This window comes from Marisediminicola sp. LYQ85 (assembly GCF_046600695.1).
Taxonomy (GTDB): Bacteria; Actinomycetota; Actinomycetes; order Actinomycetales; family Microbacteriaceae; genus Marisediminicola.
On sequence record NZ_JBKIWO010000001.1, the window covers coordinates 1,701,295 to 1,720,981 of the forward strand.

Here is a 19,687-nt window from a genome sequence, read left to right on the forward strand (position 1 = left end):
GGCGAAGCGGTGAGTTGACACCCACGCCCACCCTCGAAAGACGAGAACACCATGACACCCAGCCTCAAACGCGCCCTCATCGTTCGAGGGGGGTGGGATGGCCACCAGCCCGTCGAGGCGACGGAGATGTTCATCCCCCACCTCGAGGCCCACGGTTTCGAGGTGAGCGTGCACGAGTCGACCGCCGTCTACGCCGACGCGACGGTCATGGCCGACGTCGACCTGGTGGTGCAGTGCAACACCATGACGACGATCGAGAAGGAGGAGATCGCGGGGCTCCGTGCCGCGATCGAGGCGGGCACCGGGATGGCCGGATGGCACGGCGGCATCGCCGACTCCTACCGCAACACCGCGGACTACCTGCAGCTCATCGGCGGACAGTTCGCCCACCACCCCGGAGTGCACCCGAGCGAGGCGAAGGGTGAGCAGGCCGACAACTACCTGCCCTACCGCATCGACGTTCTCGAGTCGGCGGCCGACCACCCGATCACGCGCGGCATCGAGAGCTTCGACGTCGTGACCGAGCAGTACTGGGTGCTGAGCGACGACTACAACGACGTGCTCGCGACCACGACCCTCCCGGCTCGCGAGTGGGATGCCTGGAACCGCCCCATCACGTGCCCCGCCGTCTGGACCCGGCAGTGGGGCGCCGGTCGCATCTTCGTGAGCACCGCGGGCCACAACGTCGCCGTTCTCGAGAACGAGACCGTGCGCACCATCATCGAGAGGGGACTCCTGTGGGCGAGCCGTTGAACGTCGGGATCATCGGGTGCGGGAAGATCATCGCGCAGTACCTCGAGACCTTTGCGCGACTCGACGACGTGCGCCTCGTCGCCGTCGCCGACCTCGACCTCTCGAGGGCACAGGAGGTCGCCGACGCGACCCCCGGAACCGAAGCCCTGAGCGCCGACGAGCTGCTCGCCGACGACCGCATCCGAGTCGTCGTCAACCTCACCATTCCGGCCGCGCACGCCGAGGTGTCTCACCGCATCATCACGGCGGGCAAATCGGTCTACGTCGAGAAGCCCATCACCGCGACGACCGACGAGGCCCGCTCGGTTCTCGCCGCGGCGGAGGCCGCGGGCGTGAGAATCGGCAGCGCCCCCGACACGGTGCTCGGCTCGGGCGTGCAGACGGCCCGCAAAGCCATCGACGACGGGCTCATCGGATCCCCCATCTCGGCGACCGCGACCATGGTGACGCCGGGCCACGAGCGCTGGCACCCCAACCCCGACTTCTACTACGTGCCCGGCGGCGGGCCGCTCCTCGACATGGGGCCGTACTACGTCACCGCCCTCGTGACGCTGCTCGGTCCGGTCGCTCGCGTCGTCGGGGCCGCGAGTGCCACGAGGTCGACGCGCACCATCCGGTCCGGTGAGCGCGAGGGAGAGGTCATCCCCGTCTCGACGCCGACGCACGTCACGGGCCTGCTCGTGCACGAGTCCGGCGCGATCTCGACCCTCGTCACGAGCTTCGACGCGGTCGCGACGACGGCGTCGAACATCGAGGTGCACGGCGAGAGGGGCACCCTCGGAGTGCCCGACCCCAACCACTTCGCGGGAGACGTGCGGCTCTGGTCGCTCGGAGACACCGAGTGGACCACGCTCCCCGTCTCCGCGGGCTACACGCGGGCGGCCCGGGGCTACGGTGTCGCCGACATGGCGTGGGGGGCGGATGCCTCGGGCCCGGGGGAATCGCGAGCGAGCGGCACCCTCGCCTTCCACGTTCTCGAGGTCATGGAGTCGCTCCTCGTCTCGGCGCAGACCCTCGAGTACGTCACCATCACGACCACGGTCGAGAGGCCCGAGGCGGTGCCGCGGACCGACAAGTGACGCTGACCGAGAAGTGACGCTGACCGACCGGTGATCGCCGAGCCCCGCCCGATCAGCGCAGCAGGGTGGTTCCGAGGGCGGCGAGAACGCCGAAGGCGACACCCCAGATGATGATCGAGATGGTCTGCCAGAGGATCACCGCGTTCTTCGACGCCCCGAACGAGACCATGGCGGCCGAGGTGATCTGGCTCGGCAGGATGGTCTGACCGAGGAGGCTCACTCCGGGGACCCCGAAGCGATCGAAGCGCTGGCGGAGTTTCTCGCGCCGCGGCGACAGCTCCTTGGGTTGGGTCACCTTCGAGCGCACACCGTGGGCACTGAGGACGAACACGACCATCGAGATGACGTTGCCGACGACCGCGGCGACGATCGCGACGACCGGGTTGATGCCGGCGAGCACGCCGATGACCGCACCACCGTAGGACTCGATGAAGGGGATGGCGGAGGCGAGCATGACCCCGAGCCACTGCAGCACGGGCGGGAGCGAGGCGGTGAAGTCTTGCAGGGAGTCGATCACGGGGTGCCTTTCGTCGGGGTGCGCCAGCAGACGAATTCGCGCTGGCTCGGTGGTTCCGCTATCGAGTCTCGCGGGCGGGGGTGCCCGGGTGAAGTGTCGCGACGTCACCTCGGTGCAGGCGTTCTCGCACGGGTGACCGTGACAAATGTCACTGGCCTAGCCTGTGGGGATGGACGCTGACCGCACCCGACCCCGCCCCGCACCGGGGCGCGGCGTGCAGGCGACGTGGACATACACTCTCGGGTCGATCGTGTTCATCTTCGTCGCGCTCGACGCCGTTCTGCTCCTCGCGACGCTCGCGGGTTTCTCGATCACCCGGTCGCCGGTCGACGCGATCCTCGTCGCGCTCATCCTCGTCTCGGGTGCGCTCCACGTGAGGTACACCTGGTTCTTGAGGGTGGGGCTCCGGGGCGGGCTCCCGCGCACGGTGTGGACCGTCGCCCTTGTGGTGCCCGCCGCGCTCACCGCCCTCGTCGGGCTCGCGGCCCCGGGGGCGGCCCTGATCTCGGGTGTCCCCCTCTGGATCGCGGTCAACCTGGTCGCCGCTCTCGTCGACAAGCGCCCGCGAAACCTGCTGATCGCCGCGGGCGCCGTCGTCGTCGCGGCCCACGGCGCCGTCGTCACGGCGACCGAGGGTTCCCTCCCCCCGAGCGAGACGCCCGGTTTCTGGATGCTCCTCGTCTACTCGGTGCTCCTGCCGCCCATCCTCCTCAGCAGCCTGTGGTGGTGGGACGTCGTGCGCACTCTCGACCGGCACCGCTCGATGGCCGGGGAACTCGCGGTCGCGCAAGAACGCCTGCGGTTCGCATCCGATCTGCACGACATCCAGGGGCACCACCTGCAGGTCATCGCCCTCAAGACGGAGCTCGCCGAGCGGATGCTGTCGGTCGACGTCGAAGCCGCGCGCGAGCACGTGCACGCGAGCCGCCTCATCGCGAAGCAGGCCCTCGAGGAGACCCGCTCGCTCATCGCCGGCTATCGCGAGGTCGACCTCGAGCAGGAGCTCGAGAACGCCCGGGAAGTGCTGACAGCCGCGGGCGCCGCGTGCAGCCTCGACGTCGCCGAGCTCCCCCGCGACCCCGAAGCCCAGCGCACCCTCGCGCTCGTCGTGCGCGAGGCGACGACGAACATCCTGCGCCACAGCGGGGCGACGAAGGCCTCGATCCGCATCGCCCCGTCAGATGACGGCTCGAGTCTCGTCGTGAGCAACAACGTCCTCGCCGACTCGGCGACGCCGGGGCAGGCCGCGAGCACCGGCCTCGACGGCCTGCGGGCTCGACTGGCCGCGCTCGGCGGCACCCTCGACGTCGAGGCGGATGCCGCGGCCGACCTCTTCGAGCTGCGCGCGTGGGTGCCGGCTCGCGCGGAGGTGACCACGTGAGCGAGACCGGAGCGCCGGGCGCGGAGCACGCGGGCCCGGTCATCCGCTTGCTCGTCGCCGACGACGAGCACCTCATCCGCGGGGCCATGTGCGCCCTGCTCGGGCTCGAGGTCGACATCGAGGTCGTCGCCGACGTCGACAACGGACTGTCGGCGATCGACCGCGCGGTCGAGACCCGGCCGGACGTGTGCCTCCTCGACCTCGAGATGCCCGGAGCCGACGGTCTCGAGGCGGCGTCACGCATTCTCGCCCTCGTGCCGACGCGAGTGATCATCGTCACCCGTCACGCGCGACCCGGAGTGCTGAGGCGCGCCCTCGCGGCGAAGGTGTCGGGTTTCGTGCCCAAGTCGACCCCCGCCGAAGACCTCGCCGACGTGATCCGCGCCGTCGCGGCCGGCAAGCGCTACATCGATCAGGAGATCGCCGCGACCGCCCTCGCGGCCGAGCGCTGCCCGCTCACCGACCGCGAACTCGACGCGCTGCGCGTGAGCCAGTCGACGCGCAGCGTGCAGGAGATCGCCGACCGCCTGCACCTCGCACCGGGAACCGTGCGCAACTACCTGTCGGCGGCCATGACGAAGCTCGATGCGAGCTCACGTCACGAAGCCGCCGACATCGCGTGGCAGCACGGCTGGATCTGACGACGTCGGCCCCGATCAGCGCCGCACGGCGTCGATCTTGAGCATGCGTGCGATGACGCTGTCGAGCTGGCTGTCGTCGAAGATCTTCTTCCAGTCATCTTTCACGATCGACTCGCGCCCGTAGTCCATGGCGATGTGGCAGGCGTCCGAGAACGGGTTGGAGCCGCGCAGACCGTTGGTGAGGGCGATCCAGGTGTGGCCGTAGAGCATCGCGCGAGCCGCTTCGTACGGCACGCCGACGCCGTCGACGGTCTCCTCGAGCGCCTCCTTGAGGAAGGCGCCGATCATGCACGCGATCGTCTCGACGAGGGTCGGCTCGAGCACGGCGAGCTGTTTGACGGTCACGTAGTGCACCGCGATGACGGGGGCGTAGATCGTCGAGATCACGCCGGTCGCGAGTTCGCGCACGGGCGACGACTCGTCGACGCCCTCGAGGGCCGCGATGACCTCCTGGGGTGCCGCCACTCCCCCGAACGTGTCGGCCCACTCCTCTTTCGTTGTGCGCTCGAGGAAGACCGAGGGGTGGCACGGGTGCGCGACCGCGTAGTGGATGTCGTCGCGGCTCGCGAGGAGCCCGGCGTAGGCGGCGGCGGGGTCGAGGGTGAGGATGATCGCGCCGCTCTTCATCGCGGGCACGACGCTCTCCGAGACCCGTCCGAGCACGACGTCGGGAACGGCGAGGATCACGACGTCGGCGTTCGCGACGGCCTCCTCGGTCGGCGTGACCGTGCGCCCGAGCGACTCGATGAGCTCGACGCCCGCGGGCGACGCTTCGCTGTAGAGGGCGGTGTACGAGCTCTTCGCGAGGTTGTTCGAGACGCGCTGGCCCATCTTCCCGCCCGCGCCGATCACGGCGACGGTGATGTCGGCCGATCCCTGACCGTCGGCGTAGGTCACGCTGGTCTCGGGTGCGGTGGTCTCGGTTGCGCTGCTGTCATTCGCACTGTGCAGGGTGTCAGTCATTGTTCTTCCTCCTGAGGTGTTCGATGGTCTTCGTTGTCCACTCGGCTTCCAACCGGCTGGTGGTCTCGGGGTCGCCCTGCCAGGGCAACCAGTGCTCGACGATCTGGTTCACCGACGTCGTGCCGCCGTCGCGGGCGTCGAGGGCCGAGCGGATGCCGTCGTAGTCGAGGCGCCCCTGACCGAGAGGCGTGCTCGTGAGTGCGAAGCCGACCCAGCCGTCTTTGCGCGAGAACGCGAAGTCTTTGACGTGCCAATTGGCCACGTGGGGCAGGCACCGAGCCGTGACGTCGGCCGGGTGCTCGAGGTTCGCGACGGTGTTCGCGGGGTCGAGCACGATTTTGAGGCGGGGGCTCGCGATGGCCTCGACGAGCGCCACGAGGTCGCTCGACGTCACCTGCTCGTAGGTCTCGAGCGCGAGGGTGACCCCGGCCGCCTCGAACTGCGGGAGCACTTCCCGCAGTCGCCGCTCGACCTCGACGGCGTCCGGGCGATCGTCGCCCGCCGTCCACATCGTGCGCACGAGGGTCGCCCCGAGAATGCCGGCGATGTGCAGATAGCGCTGCAGAGCCTCGGGGTCGGTTCCGCGAGTGCCCACCTCGAGCGTGACACCGAGGTCGTCGGCGAGCGAACGCACGTCGGCGAGCTCCCCGTCGCTCAGGTGTGCGAGAGGGGCGTGGTCACAGATCTGGAACAGACGGATGCCGAGGGCCGCGGTGTCACGGATGGCGTCGTCGAGCGTCATCGCTTCGGGGTTCGCCTCCGGGTTCGCCGCAGACATCCGCCAGAGGTAGGCGTAGGTGCTGAGCCCGATCACGAGTCGCCGTCGACGGTCGCGGGTGCAGCGGGTGCAGTGGGTGCAGTGGGTGCAGCAGGTGCCGCCGAGCCGTCGTAGGAGCAGATCGCGGCGACCTTCTCGGCCGACGCGCTCGAGGTGTCGAAACGGTAGGTGAGCCACTCGGCCGCGAGTCGGCGCATGAGCTCGACACCGATCACCCGCTGGCCCATGCAGAGCACCTGGGCGTCGTTCGAGAGCACACTGCGCTCGACCGAGTAGGAATCGTGGGCGGTGACCGCGCGCACTCCCGGAACCTTGTTGGCCGCGATCGCGACGCCGAGCCCGGTGCCGCAGATGAGGATGGCGCGGTCGGCTTCGCCGGCCGCGACCATGCGAGCGGCCTCGACGGCGATGTGAGGGTAGGCCGTGTGCGACTCGGCGTCGACACCGACGTCGACGATGCTCGCGACCCCGGTGTTCGCCGCGAGATCGGCCTTGAGGATCTCTTTGTAGTCGAAACCCGCGTCGTCGGACCCGAGGATTATGCGCAACTGGTCGGTCATGATGATGCCCTTTCGGTGGAACTGAGGTCGGTCGGCGAGTCACGGTCGGCTGCGGCGGCGAGCACGCCCGCGACCGTGCGGGCGATGAGGGCGAGGGAGGTCGCGCCGGCGTCGGGCGTGCCGAGGCTGCGTTCGGCGTGGGGGCGGGCACGGCCCATCTTCGGCAGGAGGTGAGCGGTCGCCGCAGCCGCGTCGTCGGCGACGGCCGCGGCGACGGCCCACGCGGTCGCGAGGTCTGCGCCCGCCTCCACCTCGGCCGTGAGCGCGCTCTCGAACGGCACGAGCACGTCGACCATCGTCTTGTCGCCCGGCACGGCACCGAACTCGAGGATCGCGCGCGTCGCGGCAGCGATTCCCGCGGCGACGGAGTGACGGTCGGGCGCCGCACCGTCGGTCACGGTCGCCCCGATCGTCTCGAGTGCGGCCCCCCAGAGCGCACCCGAGGTGCCACCAGCACGATCCGACCAGGCGTCGCCGGCGATCGCCAGCACGGTTCCCGCCCCGGCCCCCGCGTCGGCGGCCGTGCGCGCGGCGGCGAGCGCTGCCGTCACTCCGCGCTGCATGCCGATGCCGTGGTCGCCGTCACCGGCGACCGCGTCGATGCGTCCGAGTTCGTCTGCGTGGTCGTCGATCGTCTCGGCGATCGCCTCGAGGGCGGTCACGACGGTGCGCGCGGCCGCGGCGGACTCCGCACTCGCGACGGGGATGTCTGCGACCGCGAGAATGGGCGCGTCGAGGTCGTCGACCCGCTCCGCCGCATCCACCGACCCCTTCTTGTATGCGGGGGCGTCCGCGGGCGCCGCCCACAGCGACTCGAGTTCGTCGTCGAGCCAGAAGAGCGTCAGCGAGACTCCTGCCATGTCGAAGCTCGTGACGAGTTCGCCGACCTCGGGTTCGACGACGTCGACCCCGGCCGCCGCGAGGAGCGCGTCGACCTTCGCGTAGACGACGAAGAGCTCTTCGTACTTGACCGACCCGAGCCCGTTGAGGATGACCGCGACGCGGCGCCCGGCCACCTCGGTGACACCCTCGGGCAGTTCGGCGAGGAGGGAGTCGACGAGGAGCGCCGCGAGTCCGTCGGCCGTCGGCACGTCGGCCTCGGCGATCCCCGGTTCGCCGTGGATGCCCATGCCGATGGCCATGCGCCCCTCAGGCACCGTGAAAAGCGGTTCGCTCGAGCCGGGGAGCGAACACCCGGAGAACGCGACGCCGAAACTGCGGGTGTGCTCGTTGGCCTTGGCCGCGACGCGTGCGACCTCGTCGAGCGACCAGCCCGCCTCGGAGGCGGCCGCGGCGACCTTGAAGACGGTGAGGTCACCGGCGATCCCGCGACGCTTGTGCTTCTCCTCTGCGGGAGCGCTCGAGATGTCGTCGGTCACAACGACCGTGCGGGTCTCGATGCCCTCGGCGACGAGCCGCGCCTGGGCCGCGTCGAAGTTGAGCACGTCGCCCGCGTAGTTGCCGTAGCTCAGAAGCACACCGGCGCCGTTGTGCGCCGACTTGGCGACCGATCGCACCTGCTGCCACGACGGAGACGCGAAGAGGTTGCCGAGAGCGGCGCCGTGGGCGAGCCCCTGGCCGACGAGCCCCCCGAATGCCGGGTAGTGACCCGACCCGCCTCCGATCACGAGCGCGACGGTGTTCGGCGTCGACCGCGTCGCGCGGACCACACCGCCGTGCACGCGGCGCACCCAGCGCGCGCTCGCGGCGACGAAGCCGTCGATCATCTCGTCGGCGAAGTCGTTCGGATCGTTGTAGAGGCGTGTCATGAGGTCTCCTGAGGGGCGAAGTGGTCGGTGTCAGCCACAGCTCGGGGGCGCAGGCGCTGCGCCCCCCGGCCGCGTGGTTCGGCTGACTCAGTCGAGCCCGGCGCTCGCCGTGAGGGTTTTCGCCTCGGCGCTGTCGACGAAGCCCTCGGGCTTCTTCATGCGGCTGAGCACGACCATGAGCACCGCGGACAGGAGCATGAAGAAGCCGACGATGAACATCGGCACCTCGTAGTTGCCCGTCCAGTCGGTCACCGCGCCCGTGATGTACGGCGCACTGAATCCGGCGAGGTTGCCGATCGTGTTGATGAGCGCGATGCCCGCGGCTGCGGCCGCTCCCGTGAGGAACTGGGTCGGGAGCGTCCAGAAGTTGGGCAGCGCGGCGAAGATCGCCATGGCCGTGATCGCGATGACGGCGATCGTGGCGGCCGGGGATCCCGCGAAGAGAGCGAGAGGGATGCTGAGCCCACCGACGACGGCCGGCCCGACGATGTGCCAGGTCTTGAGTCCGCGTCGGGTGGCGTCGCGCGACCAGAAGTAGAGCGCGATCGCGGCGGGCACGTAGGGGATCGCCGTGATGAAGCCGCGCTCGATGACGGTGAACTCGGTGCCGTACTGCTCCTGGAACCCCCCGATGATCGTGGGGAGGAAGAACGCGAGAGCGTAGAGGCCGTAGACGAAGCCGAAGTAGATGAGGCTGAGCATCCAGACCCGGCCGTTGCCGAAGACCTTCCACACGCTCGGGTGCTTGCCGTTGACAGCCGACCCCGTCTTCGTCGCCGCTTCGCGCTGCAGCGCTCCCGTGAGCCAGACCTGTTCCTCGTGGGTGAGCCACTTGGCGTCTGCGGGCTTGTCTTTCAGGTAGAACCACGCGATGACACCCACGACGATCGCGGGGATCGCGACTCCGGCGAACATGAAGCGCCAGCCCGCGAGGCCGAAGATGCCGTCGAAGCTGATGAGCCAGCCGGCGAGGGGCGCACCGATCACGGTCGTGAGCGGCTGTGCCAGGTAGAAGAGGGCCAGGATCTTGCTGCGGTGCGCCGCGGGAACCCAGAGGCTCAAGAAGAGGATGGCGCCGGGGAAGAAGCCGGCCTCCATGACGCCGAGCAGGAAGCGCAGGGCGACGAGCTGCTCGAAGTTCTGCACCCACGTGAAGAGCAGCGCGACGATGCCCCACGAGACCATGATGCGGGCGAGCCACTTGCGCGCACCGAAGCGGTGCAGGGCGAGGTTCGACGGCACCTCGAGCAGGATGTAGCCGATGAAGAAGACGCCGGATGCGAAACCGAACTGCGCGGCCGACAGGGCGAGGTCGGCCTCCATGCCGTTGGGGGCGGCGAACCCGATCGCGGTGCGATCGAGGTAGTTGATGAAGAACATGAGTGCCACGAACGGCACGAGGCGGATGGCGACCTTGCGGATCGCGGATTTCTCGACGGCGCTCTGCGCCTCCGCCGAACGGGGTGGGGTGTCCACATCGACTCCTAGGTGATCTAACGACGTTGTTGGATGGCGCCCCGCCGACGATGCGGTGGAGTGCGCGAGATTCATCGTGCCGACTTCGTTAGCGGTTGTCAACCGGTTGACCAGTACTGGCGACGCTTGGGCGCCCCGTGCCGCGCGGCCGATGCGCACCGCCTCGTTAGGCTGGGTGCGTGCCCGCCTACCCCGACGACGATCCGATGAACCTGCGGCTCGAGCTCGAGGTCGTCCCCCAGGGGACCGCCGTCGGCGAAGTCGTCAAACAGCTCATCGGCCTCCTGACCGCCGGCGAACTGACCCCGGGCTCGAGACTCCCCCCGGAACGCCTCCTCGCCGAGCAGCTCGGCGTCGGCCGTTCGGCCGTCCGGGAGGCCCTCGCGGCCCTCGAGATCCTCGGCATCGTGTCGGTGCGCCCCGGCTCGGGCACCTACCTGCGCGACAACACCTCGGAGCTGCTCCCGACCACCCTGAGCTGGGGCATGATGCTCAACGCCGCGCGCACGCGAGAGCTCATCGAGGTGCGCAGCGGTCTCGAGATGCACGCGGCGACTTTCGCCGCCGAACGAGCCGGAGACGACGACATCGCGAAGATGCGCGGATTCGTCGAGGTCATGCGCGACAGCATCGACGACATCGACACCTTTCTCCAGGCCGACATCCGCTTCCACCTGCAGATCGCCATCAGCGCCGACAACGTGGTGCTGCGCGACCTGCTGCAGAGCACGCGGTCTCTGCTGCGACTGTGGGTCGAGCGCGGACTGAGCGAACGGGATCAGGCCGAAGCCGCCTATCGCGAGCACCTCGCGGTGTTCGAGGCGATCGAAGCGCGCGACCCCGCGGCGGCGTTCACCGCGATGCGCGACCACATGGCCACCGCGGGGCACCGACTCGAGAGCGCGAGCGCCGCACCGCAGACTCCGCGCTAGCGCGGAGTGGGAGCTCCCCCGGCGCCGGTCGAGCCGCCCGACTTGCCGTACCTCTTGCGCACGAAGGGCAGGACCTTGCGGATGACCATCCAGGCGATCGGAATGAATCGGAACATCGTTTACTCTCCCAGAGTCTTGCCGTCGGCGCCGAGATAGTCGCGCCACGAGCGTTTCGGAGTCCAGCCGAGCAGTCGCCGGGCTTTCGCGGTGGAGATGCCCGAGGCATCCGGTCGGTCGATCTCGCGCAACTCGATCTGGTCGCCGTAGTTCTTGGCGAGCATCTCGGCGAAGTCGTGCCCGCCGACATTGTCGGGCGACGCGATGTAGAAGAGTTCGTGGCCCGCGAGGTCGGACTCGGTCGCGAGCACGATGGCGTCGGCGAGGTCGTAGACGTCGATGTAGCTCCAGAGTCCGGGGCTCGGCTTCGACTCCTCGGTGATCTGCGGGCCGAGGTTGTGCTCGTAGTTGCCCTCGAACTGCACCCAGCTCGGGCGGATCGAGATCGTGCGCATGTCCGACCTCTCGGTCGCGGCGACCATGAGCTGCTCGCCGAAGTGCTTCGAGAGGGCGTAGGGGTCTTGCGGGTGCACGGGGTGGTTCTCGTCGATCGGGGCGTACTCGGGCAAGAAGTCGCGCTCGGCGAAGAAGAAACCGGGCACGGTCTCGCTCGAGATGTAGACGAATCGTGAGACGCCCGCACGCACGGCGGCCTCGAGAACGTTGAAGGTCGCCATGAGGTTGGTCTGGAACACGACGTGGGGCGCGTTGCCGGTGGGCTCGGGGATCGCGGCGATGTGCACGACGGCGTCGACGTCGCGCACGACCGCGTAGGCCTGGCCCGCGTCGGTGAGGTCGGCTTGCGTGTACTTCGGGTCGCTCGCGGGTTTGCGGTCGAAGTTGGGGCGCGAGAGGTCGGTCGTGCGCACCTCGTGGCCCGCGTCGACCATCGCCAGGGTCACGGCACGACCGACCTTGCCGTGGGCGCCGGTGATGAGGACCTTCATTGTGTCTCCTAGGGATCGTGGCACCCGCCGACGGATCCGATCGGAGTCGAAGGATCGGTCAGGCCGCGGTGACCCCAGTCAACTTACCCCGCTCCGCCCGGGTCATCGGGGGGATCGACGACAACAGCTCGCGCGTGTATGCGTGATTCGGCCTTTCGAAGATCTGCTCGACGTCGCCGACCTCCACGGCCGACCCGTGGTACATGACCATCACGCGATGGGCGAGGTTGCGCACGACCGAAAGATCGTGCGAGATGAAGAGGATGCTGAGCCCGAGACGCTCCTGGATGCCGACGAGGAGGTCGATGACCTGGGCCTGAATGGTGACGTCGAGCGCGGAGACGGGCTCGTCGCACACGAGCACGTCGGGGTCTCGCATGAGCGACCGTGCGATCCCGATGCGCTGGCGCTGACCACCGGAGAACTGGTGGGGGAAGCGGTCCATCATGTCGGGCTGCAACCCGACGAGCTCGAGCAGTTCGGCGACCCGGTCGCGACGGGATGCCGCCGTGCCGACCCGTCCGACGGCGTGGGGCTCGGCGATGACATCCTTGACCCGCATTCGCGGATCGAGCGACGTGTAGGGGTCTTGGAACACCATCTGCACTCCCGCTTGAGCGCTCGGGCGCCGCCCGCGGGTGCGGCGCGTGACGTCGCGCCCCCGATACATCACGGTGCCCTCGTCGGCGGACTCGAGGCCCACGATCATGCGCGCGAGCGTGGACTTCCCGCTGCCCGACTCCCCCACGATCCCCACCGTCTCCCCGCGCTTGAGGGTCAGGTCGACCCCGTCGACGGCGCGCACGGCGTTGCGGCGCAGGAGCGGGCCGGTCGTGAAGACGCGAGTGAGCCCCGTGACGTCGAGAACCGGGGCATCCGCGTCGAGCTCGGGAGGGAGCACTCGCGCACGTTCGGGCTTCGGGGCCGAACCGAGCAATTGTTGGGTGTAGGGCTGGGTGGGGAAGGCGAAGATCTGGTCGGCGTCGCCGTGCTCGACGACGCGCCCGCGATGCATGACCACGAGTCGGTCGGCGACCTCGGTCACGACCCCGATGTCGTGGGTGATGAGGAGCACTCCCATGTCGAGACGCTGCCTGAGGTCGTGCAGCAACCGGAGGATCTGCGCTTGCACGGTCACGTCGAGCGCCGTCGTCGGCTCGTCGGCGATGAGGAGTCTCGGTTGCAGTGCGATGGCCATGGCGATGAGGATGCGCTGACGCATCCCGCCCGAGAACTGGTGCGGGTAGTCGTCGACGCGCGCGGCCGGTGACGCGATGCCGACGAGGTCGAGCAGTTCGATGGCCGACGCTCGCGCACTCTTGCGGCTCGCACCGCGGTGCACACGGAAGATCTCGCCGATCTGATCTCCGATGGTGAGCACGGGGTTGAGCGACGAGAGCGCGTCTTGCAGCACCATGCTCATGCTGTCGCCGCGGAGCCTGCGCCGCTCTTCGGCGTTGAGGGAGAGCAGCGACACGTCACCGAGGTCGAGTCGATCCGCTGTCACGATCGCGGCGTCGTCCTGGATTCCCATGATGGCGCGCGCCGTCACGGTCTTGCCCGAGCCCGATTCGCCGAGCAGGGCGACGAGCTCTCCGGCCCGCACGTCGAGGTCGAGACCGGAGACGGTTGCGAGGGGGCCGGAGGTGCTCTCGAAGGCGATGTCGAGACCACGCACGGTCAATACGCGTGCGGACTCGGGGGTTGATGCGTCCATGCGTCCATCTTGCCGCCTCCATCGCGCCGGAATGTTTCATGCAAATAAACTTTGTGCCGAATTGACCCATTCTGATTGACATATCTGCCGAACAAAGAGGATTCTCAGTTCAGCAAGAGGATCCGGCGGGCGCCTGCCCGCCGCCCCACACGTGCATGACTGAACGGAGAACCCCGTGCTCGAACCAGCGGAGCGCTACACCGGCTACACGGCATACGACTACTTGGAGAAAGGCACCGACTACCGCGCCTTCGAGTACGCGAAACAACTCGGCAGAGTTCCGGAGTACTCCGGACTCGATTTGACCCCCGAGCAGGCCGAGAGGTCGGCGCGACTGCTCGAGAACGAGACCGTGATCTCGCTGCACGAGCACGTGCAGGTGTTCCCCCAAGACATGGGTCAGCTGCGCGACCACATCCGCCAGGGTCGCGAACCCACCGGATACGAGGGGCTGTCGCGGTCGGGCCTCACCGCGGTCTTCGACAACGGGATGGACGGCACGTGCTGCATCTCGAGCGACGCGGGCTGGAAGTACCAGGACGTGCTCCACGACCTCGGCGTGCGCATGGCCGACCTCGCCCACCAGGACTTCGTCATCAAAGGCGAGACGCTCAAAGACATCGAGTACGCCAAAGAGACGGGTCGCATCGCCCACGTCTTCGCACTCGAGGCCGCGACCCCCATCGAGAACGAGGTCGACCGCCTCGACGTTCTCTACGGGTTCGGCGTGCGTCAGATGGGCATCGCCTACTCCGAGGCCAACTACCTCGGGAGCGGGCTCAAGGAGCGCGGCGACGGCGGCCTCACCTACTTCGGCGAGCGCGCTGTCGCCCGCATGAACAAGCTCGGAATCGCGATCGACATCTCGCACTCGGGCGACCGCACGTGTGTCGACGTCATCAAGGCGTCGAAGAAGCCCGTCTTCATCACGCACGCCGGCGCCCGCGGGCTGTGGCCGACCAATCGCATGAAGACCGACGAGACGATCATCGAGTGCGCCAAGCGCGGAGGGGTCATCGGCATCGAAGCCGCGCCCCACACGACGCTCTCGCCCGCGCACCCCAAGCACTCGCTCGAGTCGGTCATGGACCACTTCTCGTACTGCGTCGACCTCGTCGGCATCGAGCACGTGAGCTTCGGGCCCGACACCCTCTACGGAGACCACGTCGGCCTGCACCACGCTTTCTCGGCGCAACTCTCGATCGGCCAGGCCCACGGCCACGTCGACTACGAGGAGGTCGACTACGTCGACGGCGTCGAGAACCCCACCGAAGCCATGGGGAACATCATCAGCTGGCTCGTCAAGCACGACTATTCCGACGACGAAATCCGCGCCGTCGTCGGTGGCAACACGGTGCGGGTCCTAGAGGAGGTTTGGGTCTGATGCGTCAGAGAAGAGTCATCGTCGCCGGCATGGCGACAGCAGCAGTACTGGCATTGAGCGCGTGCGCTCCGCAAGCGCCGGAGAGGTCGGGTGAGTCGACCCCCGAGGCGGGGAACGACACCCTCACGATCGCGACGACGACGGATGTCGTGAACTACAACCCGCTCATCGGCAACAGCCGGAGCGACTACTGGATCACCAACCTCATGTACCCCCACCTGCTGAGCATCGGCGACGACGGCTCGAAGGAGCCGGAGCTCGCGACCGAGTGGGGTTACGTCGACGACACGACGGGGTACTACGAGATCCGCGACGACATGACCTGGAGCGACGGTGAGGCTCTCGACGCCGACGACGTCGCCTACACGATGAACGCCGTCAAGCAGGATGCCCCCGCCGGAACGTTCTACGGGCAGATGGCCAACTTCGAGTCCGCCGAAGCCGTCTCCGACACGCGCATCGAGATCGAGCTCACGCAACCGGATTCGTCGATCGTCGAGGAGATCGGCTTCTGGGGCAACGTCGTGCCGCAGCACGTCTTCGAACCCGGTGGTTCTGTCGCCGAGTTCGCCAACGACGGGTCGGACGGCGGCTGGGTCAGCGCCGGACCGTTCCTCCTGACAGACGCACAAGCGGGCCAGTCGTACACTCTCGAGCGCACCGAGGACTATCCACTCGTCGAGGGCGGAACCCCGATACCCGCTCAAGTGGTCTATCGAGTGTTCCCCGACGTCAACACCGAGATCCTCGCGTTGCAGAGCGGCGAGGTCGACGCGATCGCCAACTCGCTCCCGCCCGCCCAGGTCGAGCAGCTCGAGAACACCGACGGCATCGAGATCGTCGAGGTCACCGGACTCGGGTACGCCCACATGACCTACAACATGACCAATCCCGACCTCGCGAAGACGGATGTGCGCCGGGCTCTCGCCCACGCCGCCGACTACGAGGCCATCCGCAACGTCGTATTGCAGGGCCAGGCCGTGTCGACGGGGTCGAGCCCCCTCATGCCGGTGCTCGCCGACTACTACGACGAGTCCATCACCGAGTACGAGTACGACCCCGAGATGTCACGCGAGCTCATGGAGTCCGCGGGATACGAGGCCGACTCGAGCGGCATGTTCCCTGTGTCGTTCCGACTCATCTACTCGTTGCAGGACCCCGTGACGAGCCAGTGGGCTCAGCTCGTGCAAGACGGCGCCGCCGAAGCCGGGATCACGATCGAGTTGCAGGGCACGGAGCGCAACACCTACCTGGCTCAGACCAACGAGGGTGACTACGACATCTACGCCGGCAACTTCGCGATCATGGACGACCCGGTGACGAACTTCGCGCTGTCCTACCTCCCCGACGGGGCGATCAACTACACCTACGTCGACGACGATGAGCTCAATGCTCTCATCGCCGAGGCGGCGGAGACGTTCGACGAGGAGGAGAAGATCGCGATCATGCGCGAGGCCGCCGCGATCGTGCACGAGGAGGTCTACGACAACATCATGTACACGCAGAACCTCTACGTGGCGCACAGTTCGGAGTGGGCCGGATTCATCTCCAAGCCGAGCGAACTGCTGTCGATCGTCAACCCCGTGTCGCTCGCGAACGCCTACCGCGTCGCCGAGTAGCCGGTCGCCGAGAGATAGAGAGAGGCCGCCCGCGTGTCTATAGCCCTGTTCGTTCTCCGCCGTCTCGGCAGGGGGGTGTTCACGATCCTCTTCGCAGTGACCGTGACCTTCCTCCTGCTGCGGCTCCTCCCCGGAGACCCCGCCCTGGCCATCGCGAGCCCGAGCATGACAGACGAGACGCGGGCGGCCATTCTCACCCAGTACGGCCTCGACCAGCCGATCATCGTGCAATACGGCCTCTACCTGTGGCAACTGCTGCAGGGCAACCTCGGAACATCGTTCACCCAGTCGATTCCCGTCGTCGACGTGCTGCTGCAGAGACTGCCCTGGACCCTCCTGCTCACGGTGAGCGCACTCGTGCTGACCGTCGTCATCGGCATCCCCCTCGGCGTGATCGCGGCCTCCCACAAGAACCGCTTCCTCGACCGCTTCGTGCAGGTGTTCGGAGTCACGGGGCAATCGCTCTTCGTTCCGAGCGTCGGTGTGGTGCTCCTGCTCGTCTTCGGTCTCAACCTCGGGTGGTTTCCGATCGGCGGAGCCTTCAGCGACGGGGTCTACGGAATGGAGTGGTACGCCTCCGTGCTCTCCCACCTCGTGCTCCCCGCGCTCTCCCTCACCCTCATCCAGCTCGGGAGCTATGTGCTCACGATGCGCGGCACCCTCATCGACGCTCTCGGTGACGACTACGTCACCCTCGCGAAAGCGAACGGGCTCTCGCCCCGCCGCATCCTCTGGAAGCACGCCCTGCGCAACGCCCTCCTCCCCGCGACGACCCTCATCGGACTCCAGCTCGGTTTCGTCGTCGGCGGGGCCGTGCTCACCGAGACGGTGTTCGCCTACCCGGGCATCGGTCGCGGCATCTACGAAGCGGTGACGCAACTCGACTTCCCCGTGCTCCAGGGCGCGTTCCTCCTCCTCGCCATCACCGTCGTGATCGTCAACATGCTCACCGACATCGCCTACGGATTCCTCGACCCGAGAGTCAAGACCTCATGACCGCTCCCCTGCCCGAGTCCGAGCTCAACCCGACCTTCGTCGAGTCCGCGGGAACGAACGGTCGGCGGGCGAGCCGCGCCACGTGGCACGCGTTCCGCAAACAGCCGCTCGGCATGATCTCGCTCGTCATCCTCGGGGCGCTCGTGCTCGTCGCGATCTTCGCGCCGCTGCTCGCGCCCTACCCCGCGAGCTACGGCACCGAGGTGCTGCGGCCCCCGTCGTTCGACAACATCTTCGGCACCGACTCGCTCGGCCGCGACGTGTACGCCGAAGTCGTCTGGGGCACGCAGCAGTCCGTGCTCGTCGCCGCGGCGGCGTCGGCGATCGCGATCGTCTTCGGCACCCTCGTGGCCGTGATCGGCGCCTACGTCTCCCGCCTCGATACCGTCATCAGCGTCATCGTCGACCTCACGCTCTCGCTCCCGGTTCTGCCGCTCATGATCCTCGTCGCGGCCCTCGCCGGACCGAGCACGTCGACGATCATCCTCGTCGTCGCGGCGTTCTCCTGGCCCGAGGTCACGAGGCTCGTGCGCTCTCAAGCCCTCACGGTCGTCAAACTCCCCTACATCGACGCCGCGCGACTCATGACGCGCAATCACGCCTGGATCCTCGGCCGCCACGTGATCCCCGCGGTCACGCCCGTGATCGTCGTCTCCGTCGTCGTGACCGCCTCGCGCGCCGTGCTCTCCGCGGCGGGCCTCGCCTTCCTCGGGCTCGGCGACCCGACGACGTGGTCGTGGGGTCGCATCCTCTACGAAGCGCAGACCTCCGGGGCGATGGTCTCGGCGTGGTGGCTCACCCTCTTCCCCTCGCTCGCGATCCTCGCCCTCGTGCTCTCGGCGACCCTCCTCTCGATCAGCTACAACGACGCCAGAAACCCGCGGAACCATGACCGCTGATGCCCTCACCGAGGCGCCGTTCGACCCGCGACTCTCGGTCGCGACCTACGACGCGATCCAGCGCCGCGTGATCGACCGTCTGGGCGACGAGAGCCTCCCCGCGATCGTGACCGACGACCCCGAAGACGTCTCCTACCTCACGGGCTTCTTCCACCACCCCGGCGAACGCCCCGTCGCCGTGCTGCAGACCGCCGACGGGCGCACGATCCTCCTCGTTCCCGAGCTCGAACGCCAGCACGCCGAGGAGCAGCATTCGCGCGCCGAGATCGTCGCGTTCGCCGAGTACCCCGGTCTGGAGAACCCTTTCGCACCCCTCGCCCGAGCGTCGACGGCGCTGCGCGGACGGGTCGGTGTGACGACATCCATCACCCTCCACCGCCTCGCGATGCTGCGCTCCGCGTTCCCCGACGTGGAGTGGGTGCCGACCGACCTGATCGGACGAGCGCGCCATGTGAAGTTCGCCGAGGAGGTCGCCCAGCATCGCGAGGCCGCGCGCATCACCGACCTCATGCTCACCTCGGGAGTCGAACTCGTGGCCGACGCGGTGTCGGCGGGAGGCGCTCTTCCGTCGGAGGCCGAACTCGCGAGCCATGTCGGCCGCATCGGTGTCGGCACGATGTATTCCGAGCACGCGGATGTCGTCGTCATCTCGTTTCTCGCGGGCGGCCTCGTCTACGCCGGGGCGAACTCGGCGATCCCGCACGGCCTCCCGTCGGGATACCGTCTTCGCGACGGCGACACCTTCATGCTGTCGCTCGGCGCCGCGGTCGGCGGACGTTTCGTGGAGGGCGAGCGCACGTTCGTGCTCGGTGAGCCGACCCCCGACCAGCGCCGCTACCACGACACCGTGCGGCTCGCGCAAGCCGAAGGGTCTCGCGCGATCGCCCCGGGAGTCGCGTGCGCGGCGAGCAACGAGAGGTGCCTCGACGTCATCCGTGACGCCGGGCTCGCGCAGTATCTGCGACACCGTCAGGGGCACGGCATCGGTCTCGGGATGCACGAGCCCCCGTGGCTCGAAGCCGGCGACCCGACCCCGCTCGAGGCGGGGATGATCGTGTCGAACGAGCCGGGCATCTACATCCCGGGGCACGCGGGCTACCGCATCAGCGACAGCATGCTCGTGACCGACGAGGGCTCCGAGCCCCTCACGTCCTACCCGCGATCGCTCGAGGATTGCGTCATCCCCCTCTGATCGACGATCACTCTCCCGTTCGAACCG

At 68.3% G+C, this 19,687-nt stretch carries 18 protein-coding genes; 10 read left to right on the forward strand and 8 right to left on the reverse strand.

The genetic code is table 11. From position 1 onward, the window contains the following. Positions 1 to 51 precede the first annotated feature (51 nt). Complete coding sequence (locus tag ACLHG5_RS08030) at positions 52 to 753, forward strand: ThuA domain-containing protein (protein ID WP_411318362.1); 702 nt, start codon at positions 52 to 54, stop codon at positions 751 to 753. Further along, entirely contained in the window at positions 738 to 1,832 is a 1,095-nt protein-coding gene (locus ACLHG5_RS08035) for a Gfo/Idh/MocA family protein (protein WP_411318363.1), read from the forward strand. The genes ACLHG5_RS08030 and ACLHG5_RS08035 overlap by 16 nt, the downstream gene beginning before the upstream one ends. A 52-nt stretch (positions 1,833 to 1,884) precedes the next feature. Here ACLHG5_RS08035 and ACLHG5_RS08040 read toward each other — a convergent pair whose 3' ends face one another. Further along, positions 1,885 to 2,349: a hypothetical protein gene (locus ACLHG5_RS08040; RefSeq protein ID WP_411314705.1), complete on the reverse strand. Its 465-nt coding sequence runs from the start codon at positions 2,347 to 2,349 to the stop codon at positions 1,885 to 1,887. A 169-nt stretch (positions 2,350 to 2,518) separates the two neighbouring features. On the opposite strand from ACLHG5_RS08040, the gene ACLHG5_RS08045 reads away from it, so the two are divergent. Both ACLHG5_RS08045 and ACLHG5_RS08050 read left to right on the forward strand, forming a co-directional pair. Further along, the gene (locus tag ACLHG5_RS08045) at positions 2,519 to 3,730 is read left to right on the forward strand and encodes a sensor histidine kinase (RefSeq protein ID WP_411314704.1); all 1,212 of its coding nucleotides are present in this window, start codon (positions 2,519 to 2,521) and stop codon (positions 3,728 to 3,730) included. Continuing rightward, complete coding sequence (locus tag ACLHG5_RS08050; RefSeq protein ID WP_411314703.1) at positions 3,727 to 4,371, forward strand: DNA-binding response regulator; 645 nt, start codon at positions 3,727 to 3,729, stop codon at positions 4,369 to 4,371. Before ACLHG5_RS08045 ends, ACLHG5_RS08050 begins: the two co-directional genes overlap by 4 nt. Before the next feature lie 15 nt (positions 4,372 to 4,386). Here the strand turns inward: ACLHG5_RS08050 and ACLHG5_RS08055 are convergent, their stop codons facing one another. The 5 genes from ACLHG5_RS08055 to ACLHG5_RS08075 all read right to left on the reverse strand — a co-directional run bounded on the left by ACLHG5_RS08055 (position 4,387) and on the right by ACLHG5_RS08075 (position 9,917). Continuing rightward, on the reverse strand, positions 4,387 to 5,334 hold the full coding sequence (locus tag ACLHG5_RS08055; RefSeq protein WP_411318364.1) for a phosphogluconate dehydrogenase C-terminal domain-containing protein: 948 nt from the start codon (positions 5,332 to 5,334) through the stop codon (positions 4,387 to 4,389). After that, positions 5,327 to 6,148 carry a sugar phosphate isomerase/epimerase family protein gene (locus ACLHG5_RS08060; protein ID WP_411318365.1) on the reverse strand — a complete coding sequence of 274 codons (822 nt, stop codon included), beginning with the start codon at positions 6,146 to 6,148 and terminating at the stop codon, positions 5,327 to 5,329. The genes ACLHG5_RS08055 and ACLHG5_RS08060 overlap by 8 nt, the downstream gene beginning before the upstream one ends. After that, entirely contained in the window at positions 6,145 to 6,672 is a 528-nt protein-coding gene (locus ACLHG5_RS08065) for a ribose-5-phosphate isomerase (RefSeq protein ID WP_411318366.1), read from the reverse strand. The genes ACLHG5_RS08060 and ACLHG5_RS08065 overlap by 4 nt, the downstream gene beginning before the upstream one ends. Further along, positions 6,669 to 8,441: a dihydroxyacetone kinase family protein gene (locus tag ACLHG5_RS08070; RefSeq protein WP_411318367.1), complete on the reverse strand. Its 1,773-nt coding sequence runs from the start codon at positions 8,439 to 8,441 to the stop codon at positions 6,669 to 6,671. Before ACLHG5_RS08070 ends, ACLHG5_RS08065 begins: the two co-directional genes overlap by 4 nt. Before the next feature lie 87 nt (positions 8,442 to 8,528). Beyond that, entirely contained in the window at positions 8,529 to 9,917 is a 1,389-nt protein-coding gene (locus ACLHG5_RS08075; RefSeq protein WP_411314698.1) for an MFS transporter, read from the reverse strand. 179 nt (positions 9,918 to 10,096) lie between these two features. On the opposite strand from ACLHG5_RS08075, the gene ACLHG5_RS08080 reads away from it, so the two are divergent. Beyond that, on the forward strand, positions 10,097 to 10,849 hold the full coding sequence (locus tag ACLHG5_RS08080; RefSeq protein WP_411318368.1) for a FadR/GntR family transcriptional regulator: 753 nt from the start codon (positions 10,097 to 10,099) through the stop codon (positions 10,847 to 10,849). 119 nt (positions 10,850 to 10,968) lie between these two features. Here ACLHG5_RS08080 and ACLHG5_RS08085 read toward each other — a convergent pair whose 3' ends face one another. Further along, the gene (locus tag ACLHG5_RS08085; RefSeq protein ID WP_411314696.1) at positions 10,969 to 11,853 is read right to left on the reverse strand and encodes an NAD-dependent epimerase/dehydratase family protein; all 885 of its coding nucleotides are present in this window, start codon (positions 11,851 to 11,853) and stop codon (positions 10,969 to 10,971) included. Between the two features lie 58 nt (positions 11,854 to 11,911). Continuing rightward, positions 11,912 to 13,570 (reverse strand): dipeptide ABC transporter ATP-binding protein, encoded by a 1,659-nt coding sequence (locus tag ACLHG5_RS08090; protein ID WP_411314695.1) that lies wholly within the window; start codon positions 13,568 to 13,570, stop codon positions 11,912 to 11,914. Positions 13,571 to 13,745: 175 nt separating this feature from the next. On the opposite strand from ACLHG5_RS08090, the gene ACLHG5_RS08095 reads away from it, so the two are divergent. From ACLHG5_RS08095 to ACLHG5_RS08115, 5 genes are read left to right on the forward strand one after another with little or no spacing between them, the layout of a single operon-like run. Further along, on the forward strand, positions 13,746 to 14,954 hold the full coding sequence (locus ACLHG5_RS08095; RefSeq protein ID WP_411314694.1) for a dipeptidase: 1,209 nt from the start codon (positions 13,746 to 13,748) through the stop codon (positions 14,952 to 14,954). Continuing rightward, positions 14,954 to 16,573: an ABC transporter substrate-binding protein gene (locus ACLHG5_RS08100; protein ID WP_411314693.1), complete on the forward strand. Its 1,620-nt coding sequence runs from the start codon at positions 14,954 to 14,956 to the stop codon at positions 16,571 to 16,573. Before ACLHG5_RS08095 ends, ACLHG5_RS08100 begins: the two co-directional genes overlap by 1 nt. Positions 16,574 to 16,606: 33 nt before the next feature. Further along, positions 16,607 to 17,569 carry an ABC transporter permease gene (locus tag ACLHG5_RS08105; RefSeq protein ID WP_411314692.1) on the forward strand — a complete coding sequence of 321 codons (963 nt, stop codon included), beginning with the start codon at positions 16,607 to 16,609 and terminating at the stop codon, positions 17,567 to 17,569. Then, positions 17,566 to 18,468, forward strand: a complete 903-nt coding sequence (locus ACLHG5_RS08110; protein ID WP_411314691.1) for an ABC transporter permease — start codon at positions 17,566 to 17,568, stop codon at positions 18,466 to 18,468. Before ACLHG5_RS08105 ends, ACLHG5_RS08110 begins: the two co-directional genes overlap by 4 nt. Continuing rightward, positions 18,458 to 19,660 (forward strand): M24 family metallopeptidase, encoded by a 1,203-nt coding sequence (locus ACLHG5_RS08115; protein WP_411314690.1) that lies wholly within the window; start codon positions 18,458 to 18,460, stop codon positions 19,658 to 19,660. The genes ACLHG5_RS08110 and ACLHG5_RS08115 overlap by 11 nt, the downstream gene beginning before the upstream one ends. Positions 19,661 to 19,687 lie beyond the last annotated feature (27 nt).